Origin of the sequence: Streptococcus oralis (assembly GCF_001588645.1) — a bacterium.
In the GTDB taxonomy this organism is placed as follows: Bacteria; Bacillota; Bacilli; order Lactobacillales; family Streptococcaceae; genus Streptococcus; species Streptococcus oralis_AB.
In genome coordinates this window covers 31900-54356 of record NZ_LAYF01000004.1, presented here as the reverse complement: position 1 = coordinate 54356, position 22457 = coordinate 31900, and the positions used below count along the sequence as shown (strand labels likewise).

Annotated in this window: 20 protein-coding genes; all 20 read left to right on the top strand. The window is 39.3% G+C overall.

Annotation, left to right across the window (positions count from 1 at the left end; translation table 11 throughout):
• The first annotated feature begins 10 nt into the window (after positions 1-10).
• The 20 genes from A0739_RS04080 (at position 11) to A0739_RS03985 (ending at position 22388) form a co-directional block, all read left to right on the top strand.
• Positions 11-358: a PrgI family mobile element protein gene (locus A0739_RS04080; protein ID WP_000197454.1), complete on the top strand. Its 348-nt coding sequence runs from the start codon at positions 11-13 to the stop codon at positions 356-358.
• Positions 318-2672: a VirB4-like conjugal transfer ATPase, CD1110 family gene (locus A0739_RS04075; RefSeq protein ID WP_061587159.1), complete on the top strand. Its 2355-nt coding sequence runs from the start codon at positions 318-320 to the stop codon at positions 2670-2672. Before A0739_RS04080 ends, A0739_RS04075 begins: the two co-directional genes overlap by 41 nt.
• Before the next feature lie 25 nt (positions 2673-2697).
• Positions 2698-5334 carry a phage tail tip lysozyme gene (locus tag A0739_RS04070; RefSeq protein ID WP_061587158.1) on the top strand — a complete coding sequence of 879 codons (2637 nt, stop codon included), beginning with the start codon at positions 2698-2700 and terminating at the stop codon, positions 5332-5334.
• A gap of 19 nt (positions 5335-5353) precedes the next feature.
• Positions 5354-5998: a hypothetical protein gene (locus A0739_RS04065; protein ID WP_061587157.1), complete on the top strand. Its 645-nt coding sequence runs from the start codon at positions 5354-5356 to the stop codon at positions 5996-5998.
• Positions 5995-6267, top strand: coding sequence for a hypothetical protein (locus A0739_RS04060; protein ID WP_061587156.1), 273 nt, complete (start codon positions 5995-5997; stop codon positions 6265-6267). The genes A0739_RS04065 and A0739_RS04060 overlap by 4 nt, the downstream gene beginning before the upstream one ends.
• Positions 6221-7060 carry a hypothetical protein gene (locus tag A0739_RS04055; protein ID WP_061587155.1) on the top strand — a complete coding sequence of 280 codons (840 nt, stop codon included), beginning with the start codon at positions 6221-6223 and terminating at the stop codon, positions 7058-7060. Before A0739_RS04060 ends, A0739_RS04055 begins: the two co-directional genes overlap by 47 nt.
• A 12-nt stretch (positions 7061-7072) precedes the next feature.
• Complete coding sequence (locus A0739_RS04050) at positions 7073-7591, top strand: hypothetical protein (RefSeq protein WP_061587154.1); 519 nt, start codon at positions 7073-7075, stop codon at positions 7589-7591.
• Positions 7588-9387, top strand: a complete 1800-nt coding sequence (locus A0739_RS04045) for a VirD4-like conjugal transfer protein, CD1115 family (RefSeq protein ID WP_061587153.1) — start codon at positions 7588-7590, stop codon at positions 9385-9387. The genes A0739_RS04050 and A0739_RS04045 overlap by 4 nt, the downstream gene beginning before the upstream one ends.
• Before the next feature lie 20 nt (positions 9388-9407).
• Positions 9408-9671, top strand: a complete 264-nt coding sequence (locus tag A0739_RS04040) for a hypothetical protein (protein WP_000449745.1) — start codon at positions 9408-9410, stop codon at positions 9669-9671.
• Positions 9662-13987, top strand: a complete 4326-nt coding sequence (locus tag A0739_RS04035) for a PBECR4 domain-containing protein (RefSeq protein ID WP_061587152.1) — start codon at positions 9662-9664, stop codon at positions 13985-13987. Before A0739_RS04040 ends, A0739_RS04035 begins: the two co-directional genes overlap by 10 nt.
• A 70-nt stretch (positions 13988-14057) precedes the next feature.
• Positions 14058-14474 carry a hypothetical protein gene (locus A0739_RS04030; RefSeq protein ID WP_042768467.1) on the top strand — a complete coding sequence of 139 codons (417 nt, stop codon included), beginning with the start codon at positions 14058-14060 and terminating at the stop codon, positions 14472-14474.
• Between the two features lie 216 nt (positions 14475-14690).
• Positions 14691-15083, top strand: a complete 393-nt coding sequence (gene mobC / locus A0739_RS04025; RefSeq protein ID WP_185774013.1) for a plasmid mobilization relaxosome protein MobC — start codon at positions 14691-14693, stop codon at positions 15081-15083.
• Complete coding sequence (locus tag A0739_RS04020; protein ID WP_061587150.1) at positions 15077-16711, top strand: relaxase/mobilization nuclease domain-containing protein; 1635 nt, start codon at positions 15077-15079, stop codon at positions 16709-16711. Before mobC ends, A0739_RS04020 begins: the two co-directional genes overlap by 7 nt.
• A gap of 210 nt (positions 16712-16921) precedes the next feature.
• Positions 16922-17068, top strand: coding sequence for a hypothetical protein (locus tag A0739_RS04015; protein WP_061587149.1), 147 nt, complete (start codon positions 16922-16924; stop codon positions 17066-17068).
• Entirely contained in the window at positions 17065-17871 is an 807-nt protein-coding gene (locus A0739_RS04010) for a ParA family protein (RefSeq protein ID WP_061587148.1), read from the top strand. The genes A0739_RS04015 and A0739_RS04010 overlap by 4 nt, the downstream gene beginning before the upstream one ends.
• Before the next feature lie 52 nt (positions 17872-17923).
• Positions 17924-18157, top strand: coding sequence for a hypothetical protein (locus A0739_RS04005; RefSeq protein ID WP_061587147.1), 234 nt, complete (start codon positions 17924-17926; stop codon positions 18155-18157).
• A gap of 121 nt (positions 18158-18278) precedes the next feature.
• Entirely contained in the window at positions 18279-19571 is a 1293-nt protein-coding gene (locus tag A0739_RS04000; RefSeq protein ID WP_196755711.1) for an ISLre2 family transposase, read from the top strand.
• 440 nt (positions 19572-20011) lie between these two features.
• Positions 20012-20200: a 50S ribosomal protein L28 gene (rpmB, locus tag A0739_RS03995; protein WP_001140948.1), complete on the top strand. Its 189-nt coding sequence runs from the start codon at positions 20012-20014 to the stop codon at positions 20198-20200.
• A gap of 152 nt (positions 20201-20352) precedes the next feature.
• The gene (locus tag A0739_RS03990; protein ID WP_000216434.1) at positions 20353-20718 is read left to right on the top strand and encodes an Asp23/Gls24 family envelope stress response protein; all 366 of its coding nucleotides are present in this window, start codon (positions 20353-20355) and stop codon (positions 20716-20718) included.
• 2 nt (positions 20719-20720) lie between these two features.
• A complete protein-coding gene (locus A0739_RS03985; RefSeq protein ID WP_061587146.1) occupies positions 20721-22388 on the top strand; it encodes a DAK2 domain-containing protein in 1668 nt (555 codons plus the stop codon).
• Positions 22389-22457: the final 69 nt, after the last annotated feature.

The window sequence follows — 22457 nt, the reverse complement described above, 5'->3', positions numbered from 1 at the left end:
AAGGAACAGAATGACACGTTTAGGCAGTGAATTTTTAAAGGCTTTAGATAGCTACGAAAGGCCAGTTATAGGGTATATGACACTGAGACAGTTAGTGCTACTATTTGGTATAGCATTGACAGTAGTTGTCACTACTATTCTCTATTGGCTGAAGGCACCTGATATAATCCTTTATGGCGTTGATATTTTATTATTAGCGCCTTTTGTTATTTTCGGGTGTTATATTGATGAAAAAATTAAAGATGAGGTTCGTTTCCTTTTGACTAAGCAGGAACGCTCTTATCAGACAGATTATGACAGAAAGGAATATACAAGAAATGAATTTATTCGGCCGAAAGAAAACCCCGAAACTCTCTAAGGAAGAACGGGAACGGGCCAAACGTCTAAGACGTACCATGACGGCATCTACACAGAATAGTCTTAATTATCAATGGTTGATGCCTGATGGGCTCATGAAAATTACAAATGATCAATTTTCAAAAACCTATCGCCTAGGTGATACAAGCTATATTACTGCAACAGATGATGAGCGAATTGATATCATTGAAACAAGCGCTGATATTTTTAATTCGCTGGATATTGACAATGATATGCAGCTATTGATCCTAAATCGTAGGGTAGAAAGCAATAGCTTATCTTCTATCCGATATGATTTAGTTGGAGATGGATATGATGATTATCGTAAAGAATACAATGCGATGATCAATGATCGTTTTTCTCAGGAACAAAACACCTTCAAGGTAGAAAAATATCTGACGATTACTACCCAAACAGACCAGGATCATCAAGCTAGAAGAATCCTTGATGATACAGCCAGCGTTATTGAAAGTCAATACAGTGGCTTGGGAATCTCCTTTAAGGAGTTAGAGGGATTAGATCGTCTTCTTATCTTCCGAAAAATCTTGAGGCGAGAAGGGTTTATTGATTTTAACTATGAAGACATCGCTATTTCTGGATTATCCACTAGGGACTTTGTAGCTCCAAACTATCTGAAGTTTGAAAAAGATCATATGAAAATTGATGATTGTTTCGCAAGGGTGATGTATGTTAGACAATATCCTACCTTCTTGAATGACAAACTGATTAAGAATATCCTGGATACAGGAATTGAACTGGCTATCAGTCTGCATGCGAAGCCCTATGATACTGCAGATGCCCTGAAGAAAATCAAGACAGTTAAGTCAAGTGTACGTAGGGAAATGATCAAAAGTCAGAAGGCTGCAGCAAAAGAAGGTTATGGAAGTGACCTGGCTGTTGGTGGGAAGGCTGTGGAGACATCTCGTGAAACAGAGAAATGGACTGAAGAACTCCAGGACAATGACCAAAAAATGTTTTCAGGTGTGATGACGATTTTCTTCATGGCTGACAGTCTGGAGGAGTTGAATATCTACACTGAGCAGGTTCAACGATCTGTCCGTAAGAATACGGTAGAACTGGATAAGTGTTACTTGTACCAGGAAGAATCCTTGAATACGATTCTACCGATTGGGATTCCATTTATCAACGTAAAACGCCGTTTTATGAGAGATATGACTACCAGTAACTTGGCCACACAAGTCCCATTTACCAACGTAGATCTTCGTTCTAGCAGCCCACGTGCAATTTATTATGGCCAGAATCAGCTATCTAAGAACGCTATCACAGTTGACCGTAAGAAAGACTTGAATACAGGTTCAGGTTGTATCTTTGGAACGTCAGGATCAGGGAAGTCTGTTCTTGCTAAAGGAGGAGAGATTATTCCTACAACTCTACGTTACCCTGAAGATAATATTACTATCGTCGATCCTGAAGATGAGTACACTGGTATTGGCCGAGAATTAGGTGCAGAAATTATCACAATCGCTCCTGGATCGCAACATCACTTTAACTTGTTGGATCTTCCTGATAAGGATAAACTGCAGGCAGAAGATAGTGACCCGATTGGCCAAAAATCAAACCTCTTATCAACCTTGTTTGAAAATATATTCTCTGAGGTATCAGACGATGAATTTGCGATGATTGACCGTGTAACGAGAAAGACCTATGAGGAATTTGAAAAACCAACATTTAAGGATTGGCAAGCAGTTTTAGAACGACAACCTGAAGATGTGGCCAAGGATTTGGCGCTGAAGGCTGAACCTTATACGGTTGGATCAAATGATATTTTCGCACATCCTACAAACGTCAATATGAATAGTCGCTTTATTATCTTCAATCTCAAGCAGTTGAGTGGTAAATTGAAGCCATTTGCCCTCCTGGTGATTCAGGACTTCATCTGGAACCAGGTAGTCAATAATCAAGGAAAAGCTATTACATGGTTGTACTTTGATGAGTTGCAGCTATACTTCAAAAATAAACTGCAAGCAACCTTCTTTACAGAGCTATACTCACGTATTCGTAAGTACGGGGCTATTCCAACAGGGATTACCCAGAACCCAGAGACTGTTTTATCTACAGAGGAAGGTAGAAAGCTAGTCGCAAACTGTGAGTTTCTAGCCCTCCTGAAGCTGAAGCGGACAGACCTAGAAGCCCTGGAGCAGGTAATTCCTCTTACACCTTCACTGGAGCGATTTGTTTTGCGACCAAAAGCAAAAGGTACTGGTTTGATCGTAGCTGGAGATACGATTGTTCCATTTGAAAATCCTATCCCTAAAGATACCAAACTGTATCAATTGGTTGCGACAGATAGTTAAAAAATAGAAAGAGAGGTGATTTCTTTTGTTTAAAAGTGATCCCAATCAATTAAAAAAGGAGCGTAAGCGGAGAATCAAAGAAGGATCCTCCCAGAATGCAGAAAAAAATCCTAAAGAAGCACGTTTAAACTCAAAAGTTGCATTTAAAGAAGCTAAGAAGAATTATCGCTTAGCGAACAAAGATTATAAACTACACAAAGGACCTCAAGCAACAGCTAGAGGTCTTTTCTTTAAGCAACAACGTGATCGAGCAAAGTTGGAAAAACAAATTGCAACAACGCTCTATAAACGAGCTAAAAAAGCTGATGACAGTTATATCCCTAACCGCCTGAAGAAACGTACAAAACAAAGTGCTCGAATGAAAGTGAGACACGACGTTGAGAAGACAGTCAGAGATAATGATATTCTTGGAGACTGGGTTCAGGCGAGGCAAAACATTCGTCAATTTAAGTACCAGGTAAACGCCTCTAAAAGAGCGTTAAATGCTGTAGGAAAATTATCCAAGTATTCAATCAAGCACAGCTATGGACAGCTCAATAGAAGCTATAATTTCATCAGAGGGCGAGGGTATACTCGAACACCAAAAGAGTTTTCCTGGGAAGGAAAACTCAGCAAAAAGATGAAACAAACTAGGAATCGTATAGCTCGTTCAAAATTTGGGAAAGTATCAAGAGGTACAGGAAAGGTCTTGAAGGTTGTGACAAAGCCTCTACGTTCCATTCTATCCAATCCATTAGCAGTTAAGTCCTATTTCTTGATGTTCCTCATCTTTGCAGTATTTGGGGCATTTATGGCCATGTTTGGAGGAAGTGGTCCTGTCCAACAAAATGAATTTGACCTGAACAAGTCCTGGCTTCAAATTAGTAAACGAGATCGAGAGAAGTCAAATGATAAGGTAGACTATTGGACCAACATCGATGACATGATCTTTTTCATGAACTTCCGCTACGGTAGTGAGTGGAAACCAGAAAGTAACTGGAATGAGGGGACTGGTGGTGAATGGGCTGGGATATTAGGTTTCAATCACTATTCGGATGCCTTGAATGATCTTTGGAATCATTTGAATGATGACCCTCACAACTTGAAAAAGATGGCTGACTTATATGGCCCCTCGTCAGATCTCAAGTGGACTAAGTTGAGTGATAGCGAGTTAGAAGAGTATAAAGAGCTAGAGGATTTGACTAAAGAAGTTGGTCGATACCCCTCTTATCAAGAACTAGCTAATCCCTTTTACCAGGAAGACGACCCTTCTTATCAAGCTCCTTTAGTTATCCTGAAGCGGTTTGGTTATACCTCTAAGAGTGAAATCTATGAGAAAACACAACTAAAAGCTTCAACAGGACAAGCTCTAAGAGCTCCTATTGACGGTCAAGTTAGTGTGACAGATGATACTACTGTATCCATCAAAACAGATAAAGCCATTTTTACTTATGAAGAGGTAGGAAATATCCGTGTTTCTGACGGTGATCAGGTCAAAACTGGAGACGAGGTTGGGAAGGTAACGGCAAATGGTTACCAGGTCATTCAGTATCAAAAACTGGAGGAAAAAGAGACAAAGGATAAGAAAGAAAAGTGGACATCAGTCAATCCAGGCTTTTACTTTCAATCTGTCACGTACAATCAGACAACCTCAGTCATTACTACACTTGATGGTGATTTAGGACAAAAATCACGAGCGATAAAAGACTACTTGAAGCAAAAGGTACCAGGGCTGACAGATAATGGTTTGGCAGCCATGCTTGGGAACTTTGCAACTGAAAGTAATATCAATCCTAAACGTGCTGAAGGAGACTATCTTAGCCCACCAGTAGGGGCTGATTCTTCTTCATGGGATGATGAGTCCTGGTTAGCTATAGGAGGACCAGCGATTTATAACGGAAGATACCCAAATATTCTTCGACGAGGTTTAGGATTGGGACAGTGGACAGATACAGCGGATGGCTCCACGAGACATACTCTATTATTAAACTATGCAAAATCTAAGAATAAGAAGTGGTATGATTTGGAACTGCAACTGGATTTTATGTTGGAGGGGGATACTCCTTACTATATCACAGGACTAACTTCAATTCTAACTAGTACAGAGGATGTAGAGACGCTTACAGAGCGTTTCCTGGTTAATTGGGAAGGAAACTCTGGAGATAAGGTCTTAGAGCGCCAGAATAATGCTAAGCAGATCCACGCTTTTCTTACTCAACAAGTTCGAGGAGGTGGAGCGTTAGCATCTTCCTGGAATTTCCCTGCCGAGTATCAGTCAAAAGTGGAGCACCCTCCTACACAAGCTTCTATGACTACACAACAAGGAAGCGGTTATGAAGTGGGACAATGTACTTGGTATGCCTATAATCGTTTAGTTGAACTAGGAACGATTACAGACTTATCAGGAGCTTATGGTTACCTTGGTAATGGTCAGGATTGGGTGGCAAACCTAGTTGCAAAAGGATGGCGGTATAGTACAACTCCAACAAAAGGAGCTGTTGTATCAGTAGTAGGTGGATTTGGTGGGACACCAGATGTATACGGCCATGTTGCTATTGTGGAAGCTGTGAATCCAGACGGTTCATTCCTCGTTTCAGAATGTAATATCCAAGGAGTACAGGATAAGGTACATTTTTCTGTCCTATATCCAGCTTACTACTATTCGTTTGCAACACCGAATTAAAAAAGAAAGAAGGTAAATCATGAAAATGATAGATATGGAGAAATTGAAACTCCTGAAAATAGGAGGAATCCTTATAGGAGTTGTGCTAGTTCTAGGATTCGTATTCTGGATTGGAGCAGCAACCTCATCGCAAAAGAAAGCTAAACAGGAAGCTGAAACTACGCAACAAGAAACCAAAGCAGAGGGGAGCGAACTAACGCAAGAATATGTAAAGGAATTTTTGACGGCTTACTTCAATAAGCAGGATCTTGGAGAAAATAGAAATCGCTATTTGCCCTATATGACAGAAGCTGCTTACAATCAGGAAGTGAACTCTGAAGAAGAACCAACGGTACAAACCTATAAGGGCTATGTAGTGGATACACAGATGAAGTCTTCTACCATCTACATCGATCAAGAAAATAATGTTGCCCTAGCTCAAGTGAGATACACTCAGACACAGTTACAGAAGAAGTATGATTATACTAACGCCCAAACAAACGTAGGATCTTCAAGAACCATACGGATTCGCTTCAGCAAGCAAGATGGGAAATACCTGGTAAATCATATTGACCCCATTTTGATTGTGGACAGCTTGAACGCCAGCGAAAAGGCGAGTATTCCATCGTTAAACAAACCAATCACTAACCAAACACAAAGTACAGAAGGGAAAAAGGAACAATGACAAAATTAGAAACTTTGGAAAAACAAAAACAGAAAGCGGAAGACCGCTTAGCTGACTATATGACCAAGGCCAAGAAGGAAGAAGAGAGACTGCAGCAGCTAGAAACTCAAATCATTCTGGCCAAGCATGAGGAACGGTCAAACTACTTGGCCGAACATAATTTAACCTGGGCTGATATTGAAACAGCTCTTGCTGAAGGAAAATTGAAAGGAGCTGAAAAAGATGTACCGTTTAACCAATCTGACACAAAACACGACCACAACGTATAAGAATCGAGACCTTGTTTATCAAGCCCTGGAGAGAGAAAATGCCAAGGTTAAGCATCAGGAGGCAGAGGCCGTTTTATTGGTAGAGGAGCTGGATAAAAAGAATGTAGTGATCTATCAAGAAGATGTCTATTTACCGTTTGAGGGAATCGCAGACAGCCTCTTCCTGAAGCCTGGTACATTGAATAAACAGGAGGCTGCACCAAAAGAAGCAAAAACCTCTTTCTTTAAGCGCCAGCCAAAAACAAAACATCAAGAGAAGACTCCTGAAGAAAAAGCTGAAGCCTCTTCCTTGAAACATGAAACTCCCAAACCTCGAACCTCTTCTAAACGCTCTTTTTGGGTGTATTTAGGAAGAGTTTTGGTGTTATTGAGTCTAGTAGGAAGTCTGACACTTGCTGGCTTATCACTTACGCTAGTTTACCATCAAGAAAAGCAACTCTTGGCCGTATCCAAGGAACTTTCAAATCTAAAAACCATTCAGTCAAAAACAGGGGAACTAGATGCCTTTTCACGTTACTTTTTGCCAGCCCTTTACTCTGATAAAGGGAAAATGGCTGATTTCGTAGCTCCTCAATTAACGATAGATAGACAAGCAGGTCAACTGCAGTCTGTGATTTTGGAATCTAGCTTGATTGTTGATGAAGCAACTTATCAGCTAACCTATGTAGTAGCCGTGAAAGACGGTGAGAACAGAAGTCAGAAACGCTTGGTAGTTACTGTAAAGGAAGAACCTTCAGCACCTTACGGATTCCAGGTTATTGCTAATCCAGAACTGTCCAATTATCCAAAATAAAGGAGGTCTTACATGGATCAAGAAAAAGTCAGTCATTCTCTGGCGTTAAAAGGAAAAGTTACTCTGGAGATGACGATACAAGCTCTGTATGCCATCGCAAAAGCCCACTATGACAAGAAACAACATAAGGCAGCAAATCGAACTTTTGAAGGGGAGACACGTTTTAATGACTTTATGGCCACAAAATCAAAAAAAGATGTTGAGAAGTTATTAAATAGTGAAGTTCACTTGGCTAAGTTGAAGCATTACCTGGAGGAGTATAAGGTAGGTTTTACTTATCATCAAAAAGATGATACAACCTATCTCTTCTTTGAAACAAAAAATCGTCCCCTGGTAGAAAAGGCTCTCAAAGATATGTTGGCAGACATCACGAAAAGCCCAGAAAAATTGGAAGAGTTTGCGAAAAAGGTGCTGAAGAAACCACATGAAATGACTCCTGAAGATAAAATCAATTACTATAAGACAAATAAGGTCTATAAAGGAATGATGCCAGTTGTTACGAAGGAGATTGGGAAGGAGAAGACACGATGATTAGAAAACCTATATGGCCCTACCTGGTGGTGGGGCTATTTTCATTTGTTATTTTCCAGTCCTTTTACCATTACTACCAACTTTCGACTGCAGCAGTACCTTTCATGGGAATGTTGCGGCTTCGTTGGTTGCTAGAACACTGGGAACGCTTCTCTTTTGGTGTTTTCTTTGATTCAGGAGCCTTATATGCTGGGTTGATCGGATTCGGTCTCCCAATGCTTGTCTATGCTTCTATGGATAAGAATTTATATCGCCAAGGAGAAGAACAAGGTAGTGCTCGTTTTGCGACTTTGAAGGAAATGAGACGGTTTGAAGACGTTGATTTTGAGAAGAATATGATTTTTTCAAAACAGGTCAAAATGGGCCTATTTAATTTTCGCTTAGCCTACAATGTCCAGCTCAATAAAAATGTGATTGTCATTGGTCTTCCTGGAGACGGTAAAACCTTTACTTTTGTATTGCCAAATTTAATGCAGATGAACTCAAACTTTGTTGTGACAGATCCAAAAGGAAACCTGGTACACGAAGTTGGGAAGATGCTTGAAAAAGCTGGCTTTGCTGTTAAAATCTTTGATTTGATTCGACTCAAGAATTCAGATCGTTTTAATCCTTTTCATTACATGAAGTCTGAGCTAGATATTGATCGTATCTCTGAAGCAATTACTGAGGGAACGAAGAAGAGTGAGCATACTGGAGAAGACTTCTGGGTTCAAGCAGAGTTGATGCTGCAACGGGCATTGATTGGTTATCTCTATTTTGACTCTAAGGATCCTGAAACTGGAGTCCAGTTATATATGCCAAACCTGGGCCACGTTGCAGATCTATTAAGAAATATGTATCGAGAGGATCCAGATGTACCAAGCCCTGTCGAGCAGATGTTTGAAGAACTGAACGAACATCAACCTAACAACTATGCTTATAAACAGTGGAAATTATTCCAAAACTTCAGAGGCGAGACAAGAAACAGTGTGGTAGCGATTTTGTCTTCTCGTTATTCTATCTTCGACCACGAAGATGTCCGAAACTTGATTAGTGAGGATACCATGGAAATGGATACCTGGAATACGAAAAAGACAGCCGTTTTTATTGCTATTCCTGAAACCAATAACGCCTTTAATTTTCTTTCATCAATCTTGTTTGCGATTGGTTTTGAGGTTCTTACACATAAGGCTGATGATATCTTGCAAGGGAAAGTACCTGGCTACAGTAGAAAAAATCTTCGCCACATTCAGTTTATCTTCGATGAGTTTGCACAAATTGGCCGTATTCCAAACTTCGCCCAGGTCCTCTCTTCTATTCGTAGTCGTGAGATGTCTATTAAGATTATCATCCAAGCTGTCAATCAGCTAGAATCACTTTATAAAAGTGATTGGAAGACCATCTTTAATAACTGTGCTACTCACCTATTTTTAGGGACAAATGACAAGGATACGATGGAATACTATTCTACAAGGTCAGGTAAGCAGACTATACGTACTAGGTCCACTTCAAAATCGCATAGTTATCGTAATGGCTCATCAAGTGAAAATAAACAAATTCAAGGCCGTCCCCTTCTAACTCCAGATGAAGTCGCAAGAATTGGGGTAGAAGAAGGATTGGTCTTTATTTCTAAACAAAATGTCTTCAGAGATAAAAAAGCAAGTGTCTATGATCATCCTAGAAAAGATGAGATTGCAAGTTCTCCTGAAGACAAAGAAAACTGGTACGAATACACTCGAAAAGGAACAGACATCGACGGCTTGCTTTTATATGCTAACGATTTGACTCCGCAGCTAAAAGAGTTATTCGTGGCCTAACATACAGAAAGGATAGTAGGATGGAAACACCAAAAATACAATTAGGATACCTGGAGAGTATCTCACAAGTTTTAGCATTAAAGCTAGAAAATTTAGCCACAGAACGTTATGCTATTTGGCAGCTATTCAAACAGGCAGATGAGGAGACTTTCTATCAATTAGCTCCTCATCTTTTTGTGACAACGAGTCAGGAAGATCCAATAGTTGTTAGTGAACTAGATGCAACTCCTGAAGGATATCTTTTATTTAAGGAATTAGTAGAGGAGGAAAGAGTATGCCTTTAACAAAAGCACAGGCAAAATCGCTGGATATTTTAGAAGTAGCTCGTAGCCTTGGAATGGAGATGAAGCGAAAGTCACATCGAGAGTATTATTGGGCTGAGCATGACTCGTTTAAAATTGATACTGTGAAGAATACCTGGCATTGGTATTCACAAGCAGATAAGTATGGGGACACCATCAACCTTGTCCAAGAAATGCGAAATGTCAGCTATAAGGAAGCCATGGTATTCTTAGAGACAGGTTCCTTTCCTGAAGCAAAACCAGTAGAGGAAGAACGTAAACCTTTCAATTATACACTAGCCCCTTACGAACAACCATTTGTGGAGGCGAGATCCTATCTCAAGGAGATTAGAGGTCTCTCTGACGATACAATCGACTTCTTCCTGGAAAAGGGAGTATTAGCCCAAGCTAAACGTAAGGATAAAGATGGTGTTATAGAAGATGTCTTGGTTTTTAAATACTTGGACAGAAATCAGCAACTGGTAGGTGCGAGCCTCCAGGGACTTGTTCCTGATCAAGAACGTCATCCTGGCAAAGGATACTTGAAACAAATCATGTACCAATCAGAATCTATTAGTGGCTTAAACGTTTCTATAGGCTCTCCTAAGCGTTTAATTGTGACAGAGGCACCAATTGACCTTATGAGCTATTATGAGCTTCATAAGGGCGAATTAAACGATGTTCGACTGGTTGCGATGGAAGGATTAAAAGAGGGAGTTTTGTCTCACTATGTTCTTGAAATTCTGCAGGAGCGAGGGGAGCTTACGATGGATGAAAGGGATTATACCAAGGCTAGTGAGTTAACACGTACCTCTAACTTTTTATCTGTTGCAGCTGAAACTTCTACACTTTTCCAGGATCACAAATACGACGATCTCATCACACTGGCAGTTGATCGTGATAAAGCAGGTACAGACTTTATTACCAAACTACGGGAGAAAAAAATTCCAGTTGTTGATGCAAGACCACCAAAACGTGAAGGCCAGGAGAAGACAGACTGGAATGAGATCCTGAAGCAGGAAAAACAACTGGAGCAGACTGAGGAAATTCAATCACCAAGTCACTTTCCTGACACCAGCCACCTTTCTCCTGAAGATGCAACATGGTTGAAGGAAAACTGGAATAATATAGGTTTTTCAGTAGAGCCTAGAAAACAAATGGTTATTGATTCGGACAAAACAGTGACCTATGAAAAACCTTCCAATCCTCTTGGAGATGGTAGGGAGCCTAAAAAACAAATTCAGAGCACAGAAAAAGCTCCTGAGAACTCTCAGGAGCAAATGAATGATAGGACCAGTGGTGGCACGGGTTCTTTACAGCCTAAAGCTGAAGGCAGTACCTCACCTGTACTTGAAACAAGTACCTTTGAGCAAACTGTTACCAGTCACCCGACATCATCCTATCCTTACTTACAGTTTAGCACAAATTATGATAAAGTGCAACGGAGAACAGCGAATTATCATCCGATTACACCAGCGGATTTAAGACGATTAAATCAATATGCGCCGTCTATCCAAAGTACAGCGTCTTGGTATTTAAATGAACTGGCTGACAGTAAGATTAGCTTTGTTTATGCGGATCATGGAGAGAAGAATGTGCTTCAGGTGACTTTTCAAAAGGATAACTTTATCCATCTTTCAGGGATCAGACCTTTTGAAGAGGGAAAGGGAGCAGCAAATTTCCTAGATGATATTGCAAATGGTCAGGGGCATTATGGCGGTATGTTGATTAGTAATGCAATTAAGGATAAATTGCAGGTTCTTCCTATGTTGCGTGATATTTTAGATCCACATTCCTTTGTTTTAGATGATTTGAGCAGTGTTGAAAAGCTTCACAATCTTAATATGAGTGAAGCTATTAAAGCAAAAGATGAAGATTTCTTACTACTTTTTAAAGATATCGGAGATGAAAAAATTCCAGCCTCTCTTATGAAACTCAAGGGAGAGCTTGCGACTAATGTTAAATCGTTGGATGAAAAGATCATTCTCGGTGTTTATAGAGAAAGAGATGGACACATTGAGCAACTTTCAGTCAATGAGGAGTATGTAAAAGACAAAGGTGCAGAAATGCTGTCAGTTTTGAAGAATAAGCAGTATGAAGAAGTTTCTAAAGAAATTGAACAAACAACTCCAGAGAACACACTGAATAGCCCCCTACTTGATTCGGCTACGTTTACTCAAGTCTTAGATACTGTCTATAATATAGGTGTGCCAGGTGACCTTTCAAAAACTCCAAAAGAATTTCATCAAGCCTGGAATCAGTATCTTGACTATGCGAAGCAACACAATGATAAATTTGATCAGATTGTTGCTGCAGCTGGAGAAGATCATCTCCTAGATACAAATTCAGATTTTTATAAAGAGTGGAAACAAGATAATATCTATAAGGAGAACTACCATGTACGCCTTCAATGGTCTGAGGAGCGCCCAGATGGGCCTAGATTGCCCTTTAAAGAAACAGAGCTGATATCTTATCAAGATTTTGCTAGAGAGCTTTACAAAGCCAACCAGAGCTTCTATCAGTTACGTCAGGAAGGGCTAGAACAAGTGACTGGTGTTTATCCAGAAGGCTACATCTCTCCAACTAAGATCCAGTTTAGTATCTACGCTCCTGATGGTGAACTGATCCAGGATAGCATCCGTTACAATATCGGTGAGGAGATTAACCCCATCGCTCACAAAGAAAGACTTGGAACACGAGAAATGAGAGAGTACCCAGAATTGATGAAGATTGATGGGGCCATATTCACTCCGTATCATCTGGAGAGATTGGCGAGTGAGTTAGATATTTCTCAGTTCAGTTACGCTTTAGAAGATACTCTTTACGCAGATCAACTTCTATCCCAACTCCCATTTGGAGATTTGGAAAATAGTCCAATTGGATTTACAGATAGTAGTCATGATGGTCGCCTTGGATTTATCTCTTTTGATGGAATGGATAGTGTTGAGGTCGAAAATCTATCTGCTTGGTTTGAGAAGTTGGGAGTCAAAGACTCACCTATGGAACAATTGGCCCTTATTGAAAAATGGCAAAAAGAAATCAAAGGTTTATCAGAAAAAGTTGAACAAACGATCTCCACAGTCCGAGAAGAATTTGAGAAATCACAAGACGAAGAAATCAAACTAGAAGAACAAAGCTACAACAAGCAGGAGTTGGAACATGATGCGGATGCTGATGGTGTTTCTGATGAGGAGGAGTTGATTCAGGGAACGAATCCGTATGATTTTAGATCGAAACCAGGTTCTAAACCAGAGGGCGAGGACAGTCTACAAGCGGATGAAATTGTTTTAGCAGCTGGCAGTCTTGCAGTCGCAGATTTTATTCAAAATAAAGATATGGCAGGATTAAGTCGTCATCTTAAAGAAGGGATTAAGGAATTCCTGAATTCAGATAAGTACAAAGACTATCTAACGAAAATGAGCCAACTAAATAATTATTCTAATCGCAACTTGCGCTTAATTCTTGCACAAAATCCTGAAGCAAGGCAAGTAGCTTCTTTCAAACAGTGGAAAGAAAACTTTGGTCGCTATGTGAAAAAAGGTGAGAAGGCTTTACGTATTTTTAAACCTATGACGAAGATCAAAAAGGATGAGAATAACCAACCAATATTGGATAAAAATGGGGAACCAGAAACAGTTACATTCTTTGGTTTGGTACCAGTTTTTGATGTTAGTCAGACAGAAGGAAAAGAGATGCCAAAAGCTGCAGAAGTGAAAGAACAGCTGACTGATTTGGACTATGCAAATCTTTACCGTGCCCTAATGGCTATTGCAAAAGAAAATGATGTATCGGTTCGATTTGAAGAGATGGAAAATAATAAACATGGATATTATTCTGTCCCAGAAAATCAAATTGTTTTACGTAGTAATGAGATGAACAAGGCTCAAATTATTAAAACTTTCTTACATGAAATGGCTCATGCAGAGTTGCATCATGCAGATAATCCTCAAAAGGAAAATCTAACTAGAAGCACCGCTGAACTCCAGGCTGAAAGTGTCGCTTATGTCGTTTCTTCATACTATGGTATTGATACGTCAGAGTATTCCTTTAACTATCTATCTGGGTGGTCTGCTGATAAGGAGACACTTGCTGATTTAGAAGCACAGTTGGATATTGTCCAACAAGAAGCTAAAAGTTTAATGGTTCGGATGGATCAAGCATTGGAACAATTAAGATTGAGCCAAGAGAAACAAACGAAGCGCAGTTTTGAACAAAAACTGGAGAAGTTTAAAGATCAGAGCAAGCAAGCTGTTGAAGAACACAAGCAGGAGTTGAAAGCAGATGCACAATCAAAAAAAGAGAAGGGTTTCTCGAAATGACCGAACGGGACACCCCAAATAAACCCAAGGTCAAATTAAAAACAAATCATCATCAAGGAGGACAACACTCATGACTAATGAACAAGAAGAACAACTGATCATCATCCTTTCAGACTTTATTCCAATCATGGATGGAGACAGAGTTCAAGGAGTATCGCCAAATGCTAAAGACTTGACTCGCCAAAAAGTTCTGGAGCAACTAGAGGAAGAACAGTCTCAACTACCTGAAGGAGATCCTGCTCTTTTGGAGTGGGAAGAAGAAAATATTGAGCTACTCAAGATGATTACAGATGAAGAATTTCAAGCTGTACTCACAGAAAAAATCTTACTGACAGAAATACAAATTGGTCAGTCGATTTTCCAGCCTCTAACTGCTCAACAACTTTCTGTCCTAGCTGAAAAGTTACAAGGTCAGAAAGAAAAAAGTGTAGAAAATAGTGATAAGCAATCATCTATTTTCAAAAACATCTTCAGTTGGTTGCGATAAATTGTTAGAGGTTGTACTCCAAAAGATATAGGAAAGGGGCTTGGGGATTTCCCCAAAACTGAGAAAATCAAGAAGGAAAACTACAAGGTTCTCCTTCTCTGATTTTTTTAAATTTCGCAAATGGATATCCATTTGCTACGCTTGCCGGAAGGAAGTCAGGGGTTGATGCCTAGTAAGAAAATACCAGATACTTTGAGAGAAAGGGGATAAAAAATAATGCAGAAACGAGAAAATAGAAAACGCTATATACAAAAATTGATACGACTAACACCAGAGGAAGATCGTCAAATTAAAACAGCGATGGCCCAAATGGGAGTTCCATCTTTTCAATACTATGCGAAGAATCAATTGGTGCAAGGGAAGGTGGTGCAAATTGATTTTTCTGAATTGAAAGACCTTCGAGTTGCCATCAATCGAGTTGGGACGAACATTAACCAAATTGCCAAGCACGCTAACGAAAATCAAGGGGTTAGGCCAGAGGAAGTAGCACAAGTTATTGACTATCTATCTGAGTTGAAAGAGATGGTAGCTGCCAAACTTTCTAGCGCAGAAAAACAGAGTCTACAGGAACGGAAACGAACGGTAAGGAGTGATATAGAAGAATGGTAGTAATTAAATCACCAACTCAAATTAAAACACCAGCTAATCTGAAGAGAGCTGTTAATTATATTCTGAATGAAGCGAAAACTCTTGTATCAGGAACTGCAGAAAGTGATCTTGATTTTCCTCTTGTCTATCATAATGGTGAGCTTCAAATGAAGCTAGTATCTGGCAATGGGATCTCTGATTTTAGCGTAGCAGATGAAGAAATGGTCATGACAAAATTGGCTGCAGCCTTTAAAAAAGGAGATGACGACTTGAAAGAATTATCTTCAGGAAAACAAGTATTGGCTCATCACATTATCCAGTCTTTTTCTCCAGATGATAACTTGACTCCTGAGCAGGTTCATGAAATTGGCCGCCAAACGATGTTAGAATTGACAGGTGGAAATTATGAGTTTGTGATTGCAACACACACGGATAAAGATCATCTTCATAATCACATCATACTCAATACCACCAATACCTCAACGCTCAAGAAATTTCGTTGGGAAAAGAAAACATTGAAAAATCTGAGGGCGATATCGGACAAATATGCAGCACGTTATGGTGCTAAAATTATTGAGCCTACTATGAAAAATTCTTATACAAAGTATTCTGCTTGGCGGAGACAAAATAATTATAGGTTTGAAATCAAGGAACGTCTTGATTTTCTTCTGAAGCACTCTCTTTCGTTAGAAGATTTTAAACATAAAGCAACTTCGCTTGATCTTCAGATTGATTTCTCTGGTAAATTTGTGAAGTATAAATTACTTGATCAGCCCCAACAAAGAAATGTCCGAGATGATGCATTATCGAAGAAAGGACTCTATTCTCTTGAAAAAATAAAAGAGAGAATTTCTAAGAATCAGTTAGTTTTTGATGTGGAGGAATTGAAAGAACAATATCAAAAATCAAAAGAAAAAACGGCAAATGATTTTGAATTGAAATTGGAAGTGGAATCCTGGCAGGTCGAGCAAGAAAGCAAGCAAGGCATTTACGTGCAGATGGATATGGGAGCTTTAAATAGTGGTACAATTTTAATACCTTCTCATAAAGTTGATAAAAATGAGGATGGAAATTATACCATCTATATCAAAGAGAAAGACTATTTTTATTTTCTCAATCCTGATCAATCTCAAAAAAATAGGTACATGATGGGCTTGACTGTCGCAAGGCAATTGGCCAAACAAAATGGAGAAACACTTGTAACTAAAAACGCTCAAATTTCCTCTATACGTGAACTGATTAAGGAATATAATTTTTTAGTCGAGCACGGCGTGACAGATGGAACACAATTTCAACATTTGGAGGAGCGCTTTAATGAAAAGATAGAGGCTACCCAGGAGGAATTAAGACAGCTAGATGACCGACTTGGACGTTATCATAAAATTGAAGGAGCACTTTTAGCCATCCAGCGATCTCCAGAAAATAGTCTTGCGGCGGTACAACTATTGGATGATTTAGGAGTTCCAAAAGATATGGGACTGGAAGATGTCAGTCAACTGATCAAACAATTCCAAATTGAAAAAGGAGCCTTACAAGAGTTCTTTGACGATACTCTAAAACATTACACAGATTATAGAGATATTAAGGAGCACGTGCGTAGTCGTGAAGAGAAAGTTGACCGACGATTTGAGGATGAAAAAGTCTTGTAGAAGTTTCTGATGTTTTCAATCTAGTCATGATTTCAGTACAGAGAGAACAGTTCTCTTTACATTTGGAGAGATAACCTTTTCTAGGAATTGCTGGCGAAAGGGAGGAGAGACTTCATTGCAAAAATAATTATAAATATAATTATAAACATATTGACAAATATAATTATAATGGTATAATAGAATTATAGAAAATAACAAGGAGATAGGTAGATGGCAGAAAAATCTCATTGCAAAATTTGCGGTTGCACTTGGAACAATGCTTGCTATACTTCTGACAAAGGCGCTTGTTGGTGGATAGATGAAGAAGAAACAATGTGTAGCCATTGCTACTACGGATGGAATGGAGAAATAGAATGAAAATTATTACTTTTGCTGCTATTAAAGGCGGTGTTGGGAAAACAACTTTAACATTTAATTATGGGGAATGGCTGGCTAAAAAAGGGCATAAGGTTCTTTTGATTGATCTTGACCATCAGTGCAATTTAACCCAGTGCTATAATATTTACGAGAGCAAGAATACGATTGCTAATGCTTTTAAAGGTGGCGATGTGGATATTAAGCAAGTCAAGAAAAATATCAGTCTAATTCCAGGTTCAGTTCAGCTTGATACGGTGGAACGAGATCTGGAGAACAGCGATAAGAAAAATATGCTACTTTATCTTTGGCTAGAGGATAACTACGAAAAGAAAAAGTTGGATCAGTTTGACTATATCTTGATTGATTGTAGACCAGACTTTGCGACAGCTACTAAAAATGCTGTTGCGGTCAGTCACGCTATTATTAGTCCCTTGACTCCTTCAGAGTTTGGTTATAATGCCAAATTCAATCTATCAACTCGGTTAGAAGCATTCAGAAAGGATGTAATTGACTATCGTACAAGGGAATCATACATTACTGCTGAGCTATATTTCTTAGCAAATATGATCCGACCGAACTATGGATCATCAAGAGAGTTACTGGAAGCTCTGGGACTTGAAGCTAAAGAGAAGGGAACAGACAACCTTCTAGGCATCGTACCAGCAAAAGAGTTATTCAATCATTCCACGATTGATAAGATCTCTATTGCAGATATGAAGGAGAATTCTGAGCTTTATCAAAAACACAAAAAGTTTTTCACTGAGCTGGAGCAGACTTTTTCAAAAATTTATGATACAATATAATTATATTTATAAACACAAATACAATTATAAATATAATTAGAAGGAGATTATCATGGCATTTACCCCTAAGGAAAAAGAAATATCACAGATCATTGAAGCGAGCAGCCAACCTGATCGGACTCCAAATGAAGTCGCAGTTGAGTTTGAAAGCTTTGAACGTAAGAAACAATTTCAGTTTACTTTGAAACCAAGCAATCGGAAAAAATTGGATGAAATTGCTAAAGCAGTTGGTGCAAAGTCTGCATCAGATTATCTTGATAAACTAATCGAAAGTTTATCGTTATAAATATAATTATATTTATAATTAAACAACCTTCCCAATAAGGGAAGGCTTTTATTTTTGAAAGAGTCTTGCAGAAAGTTTGTGATGTTTTCAATCTAGTCATGATTTCAGTACAATAGAAAGTATGTTTAGATTTGATGAAAAAGAATTTATCGCAGAACTAGATCGCAAACGTGAGCAGCAATTCCTGAAGCGAGTAAGAGATTATGACGAGCAGATTGCTCCCTTCATGAGACTGAGGGGATATAAGCGGATAGATAGTACAGAGAGGACAGTTGTTTTTACATTTGGAGAGGTGACCTTCTCTAGGAATCGCTGGCGAAAGGGAAAGAAAAGTTGTTATCCCGTAGATGAGTGGCTAGGTCTAGAAAAGTATATGCGTTATTCTCCTGAGTTGATTTTTCACATGGCAAAACACGCTTCTGTTTTATCCTACCGTGAAGTTTGTCGAACAGTTAAGATGGCTTATCGCCTGGAGATAACAAAGGACGCTGTTTTGAAGTCTGTAAAAATGGCAGGCAGACTCTTTTCAGATAGGGAACGCTATCGGCTTTTTAGAGGTGATGAGCAACCGAAAAAAATCCAGGCAGATAAAATCTACCTGGAGGGAGATGGTGTGCTCGTCAAGACAACATCAAGCAATGATGAACGACACAATACAGACTTAGCCCATTTCCTGATTCATACTGGAGCGAAGAAGGTTGGTAATAATCGGTATGTACTAGAGAATAAGCATGAGATTATACATACAAGCCATGAACAAGCAAAGGAAGAATTGATAGACTATCTCTATAATCATTTTGAAATCACTGATCGAACTCTTCTTATCACTAACTCGGACAATGGTAAAGGATATTCTCGCAGAATATTTCAAGAAATTAAGAAGGTCCTACGAATTAAACGTCATGAGCATTTCTGGGATGCCTATCATGTCAATGAAGAACTTAAAAGATTCCTGAAGCCGTACCCGTCTACACTACTTGATCTTGCTTTTAAGGCTATCAAAAATCATCAGAAGAGCCTGCTTCAGACCGTACTAGATACAGTTGAATCTCTCATAGAAAGCCAGGAAGCTCTTGATAATTTTTACAATTTTCGTAAGAAATTATTAAGAAATTTCTGTGACACTAGGCCACCTAAACTTAGAGGATTGTCCTCACGTGGTATCGGGGTAATGGAGAGTCAGCACCGAAAGGTCACTTACCGCATGAAACATCGAGGGATGTATTGGTCCATCGAAGGGGCTTGTACCATGGCCAAGATGATTCTTATTGAGCGAATTGATCAGCTACACGAGCTGTTTTTTGGAGCTTGGAGACAAGAGTATGAGGAATTTAGGGATTCGGGATTAGGCGCAGGGTTTCGTATTAACCATAAGCCACACGGTGCTGTCATCAGAAAAAGAGGGCATAAATAAAATTTGAAGGCAGACAAAAGCCTCTAAAAAAAGAATTTTTAGAGGTCTTTTTATCATGTTTTTATACAAAACAGTTGCTTTTTTGCCTAATGTGTGTTACAATAATAGAGTAAATATAAAAAAGAAAAAGGTGTAGAAGCAGCAACTCCTACACCACCGATTAAGACAAACACACACTTTGCTTAATCAGTCAAACAATATTGTAGCATAAATAGTGCAATATAGTCAAGGGCTGGGGTAAAGTGAGGAACTTTTTCCAGTTTTTTTGTCTGAAAAATCTCGCTTTCTTATTGAGTTATAAGGATATTTGATTATTCCCAAAAATTTAGACACAAACAAAATAGTTTAGGCCCTTGATAAATTCAAGAAAGTGTGATAACATAGTACGGTATGTGGTGCTAGCACATCCGCTATATTAGATCTAATAGGAGGAAAACACAATGGCTAAAGTATGTTACTTTACAGGTCGTAAGACTGTATCAGGAAACAACCGTTCACACGCGATGAACCAAACAAAACGTGCCGTAAAACCAAACCTTCAAAAAGTTACGGTTCTTATCGATGGTAAACCTAAAAAAGTTTGGGCTTCAGCTCGTGCTTTGAAATCAGGTAAAGTTGAACGCGTTTAATAAAAATGAAAAGACCGCTTAGGTCTTTTTCTTTTGCTCTAAGGATAAAATCATTTGAAAAATAGAGTAAATATCCGCCGATACAGCATTCTGCTTTTACACTTGGGCTGAAATATGATAAAATAGAGTATCAACTAGTTGAGGTAAAAAAAATGACTGTAAAAATTAATACAAAAGATGGTCAAATCGAACTGACAGATGAAGTGATTGCAACCGTAGTAGGTGGTGCCGCAACTGAGATTTTTGGTGTGGTCGGTATGGCTAGTAAAAATGCCCTCAAAGACAATTTCCAAGCCCTTCTTGGTAAGGAAAATTATTCTAAGGGTGTTGTTATAAAAGCAGCCGAAGATGGTAGCATTGCAGTTGATGTTTATACCGTATTGAGCTACGGAGTAAAGATAAGCGAAGTGTCAAAAAACATTCAAGAGCGTGTTCGTTTTAGTTTAGAAAATCAACTAGGGATTACTGCTCAGACTGTGAATGTCTACATTCAAAATATCAAAGTTGTAGGAGAATAATCGTGTCAAAAATTACTACCAGTTTATTCCAAGAGATGGTGCAGGCTGCATCAACTCGTTTGAATAAGCAAGCAGAATATGTCAATTCATTGAACGTCTTTCCAGTTCCAGATGGAGATACTGGGACAAACATGGGAATGACCATTGAAAATGGTGCCAAAGAAGTAGCAGACAAGCCTGCTTCTACAGTTGGAGAAGTAGCGAGCATTCTTGCCAAAGGGCTCTTGATGGGTGCGCGTGGGAACTCAGGGGTTATCACTTCTCAGCTCTTCCGTGGCTTCTCTCAGGCTATCAAGGAAAAAGATGAATTAACAGGTCAAGACTTGGCTCTTGCCTTCCAATCCGGTGTCGAAGTAGCTTATAAAGCGGTTATGAAACCAGTCGAAGGAACAATTTTGACTGTATCACGTGGTGCTGCCATCGGTGCTAAGAAAAAAGCAGAGCAGACCGATGATGCCGTTGAGGTTATGCGTGCAGCCTTGGAAGGCGCGAAAGCAGCTTTGGCTAAGACACCAGAAATGCTTCCAGTCCTTAAGGAAGTTGGTGTGGTAGACTCAGGTGGTCAAGGTTTGGTCTTCATCTACGAAGGATTCCTTTCAGCTCTTACTGGTGAATACAGCGCTTCTGAAGACTTTGTAGCGACTCCTGCCAACATGAGTGAAATGATCAATGCAGAGCACCACAAGTCTGTAGCAGGTCATGTGGCAACTGAGGATATTACCTTCGGTTACTGTACGGAGATCATGGTAGCTCTCAAACAAGGTCCAACTTATTCTAAGGACTTTGACTACGATGAATTCCGTAACTACTTGAATGACTTAGGCGACTCTCTACTTGTTGTCAACGATGATGAGATCGTCAAAGTTCACGTCCATACAGAAGATCCAGGTCTTGTCATGCAAGAAGGTCTCAAATATGGTAGCTTGATCAAGGTAAAAGTGGACAATATGCGTAACCAACACGAGGCGCAAGTTGAAAAAGAAGCAACTCAAGGAAACAAACCTGCTGAAACAAAAGAGTATGCCCTTATCGCAGTAGTAGCTGGTCAAGGTTTAGCAGATATCTTCCGTGCTCAAGGTGTGGATTATGTTATCGAAGGTGGTCAGACGATGAACCCTTCAACAGAAGACTTTATCAAGGCTGTTGAACAGGTCAATGCTCGCAACATCATCTTCTTGCCAAACAACAAAAATATCTTTATGGCAGCTCAGTCTGCGGCTGAAGTGCTTGAACAGCCTGCTGTTGTGGTAGAAGCACGTACAATTCCTCAAGGGTTGACCAGTCTTCTTGCCTTTGATCCAAGCAAATCAATCGAAGAAAACAAAGAACGTATGACTGCAGCCCTTGGTGATGTCATCAGCGGTAGTGTAACAACAGCCGTTCGTGATACAACTATCGATGGATTAGCAATTCATGAAAATGACAATCTTGGTATGGTTGATGGGAAAATCCTCGTGTCAAACCCGGACATGCACCAAACCTTGACAGAAACATTGAAACATATGTTGGACGAAGATAGTGAAATCGTGACTTTCTATGTCGGTGAAGACGGAAGCGAAGAACTTGCCAATGAAATTGCCCAAGAAATCGCAGAAAAATTTGAAGATGTTGAAGTAGAGATTCACCAAGGTCAACAACCCGTATATCCATATCTTTTCAGTGTGGAATAATGGTGAAAATGGAATGAAAATAACAGAAGGAAGCTGGTTTTACAGCTTCCTTTTTTATGCAAATAGAGT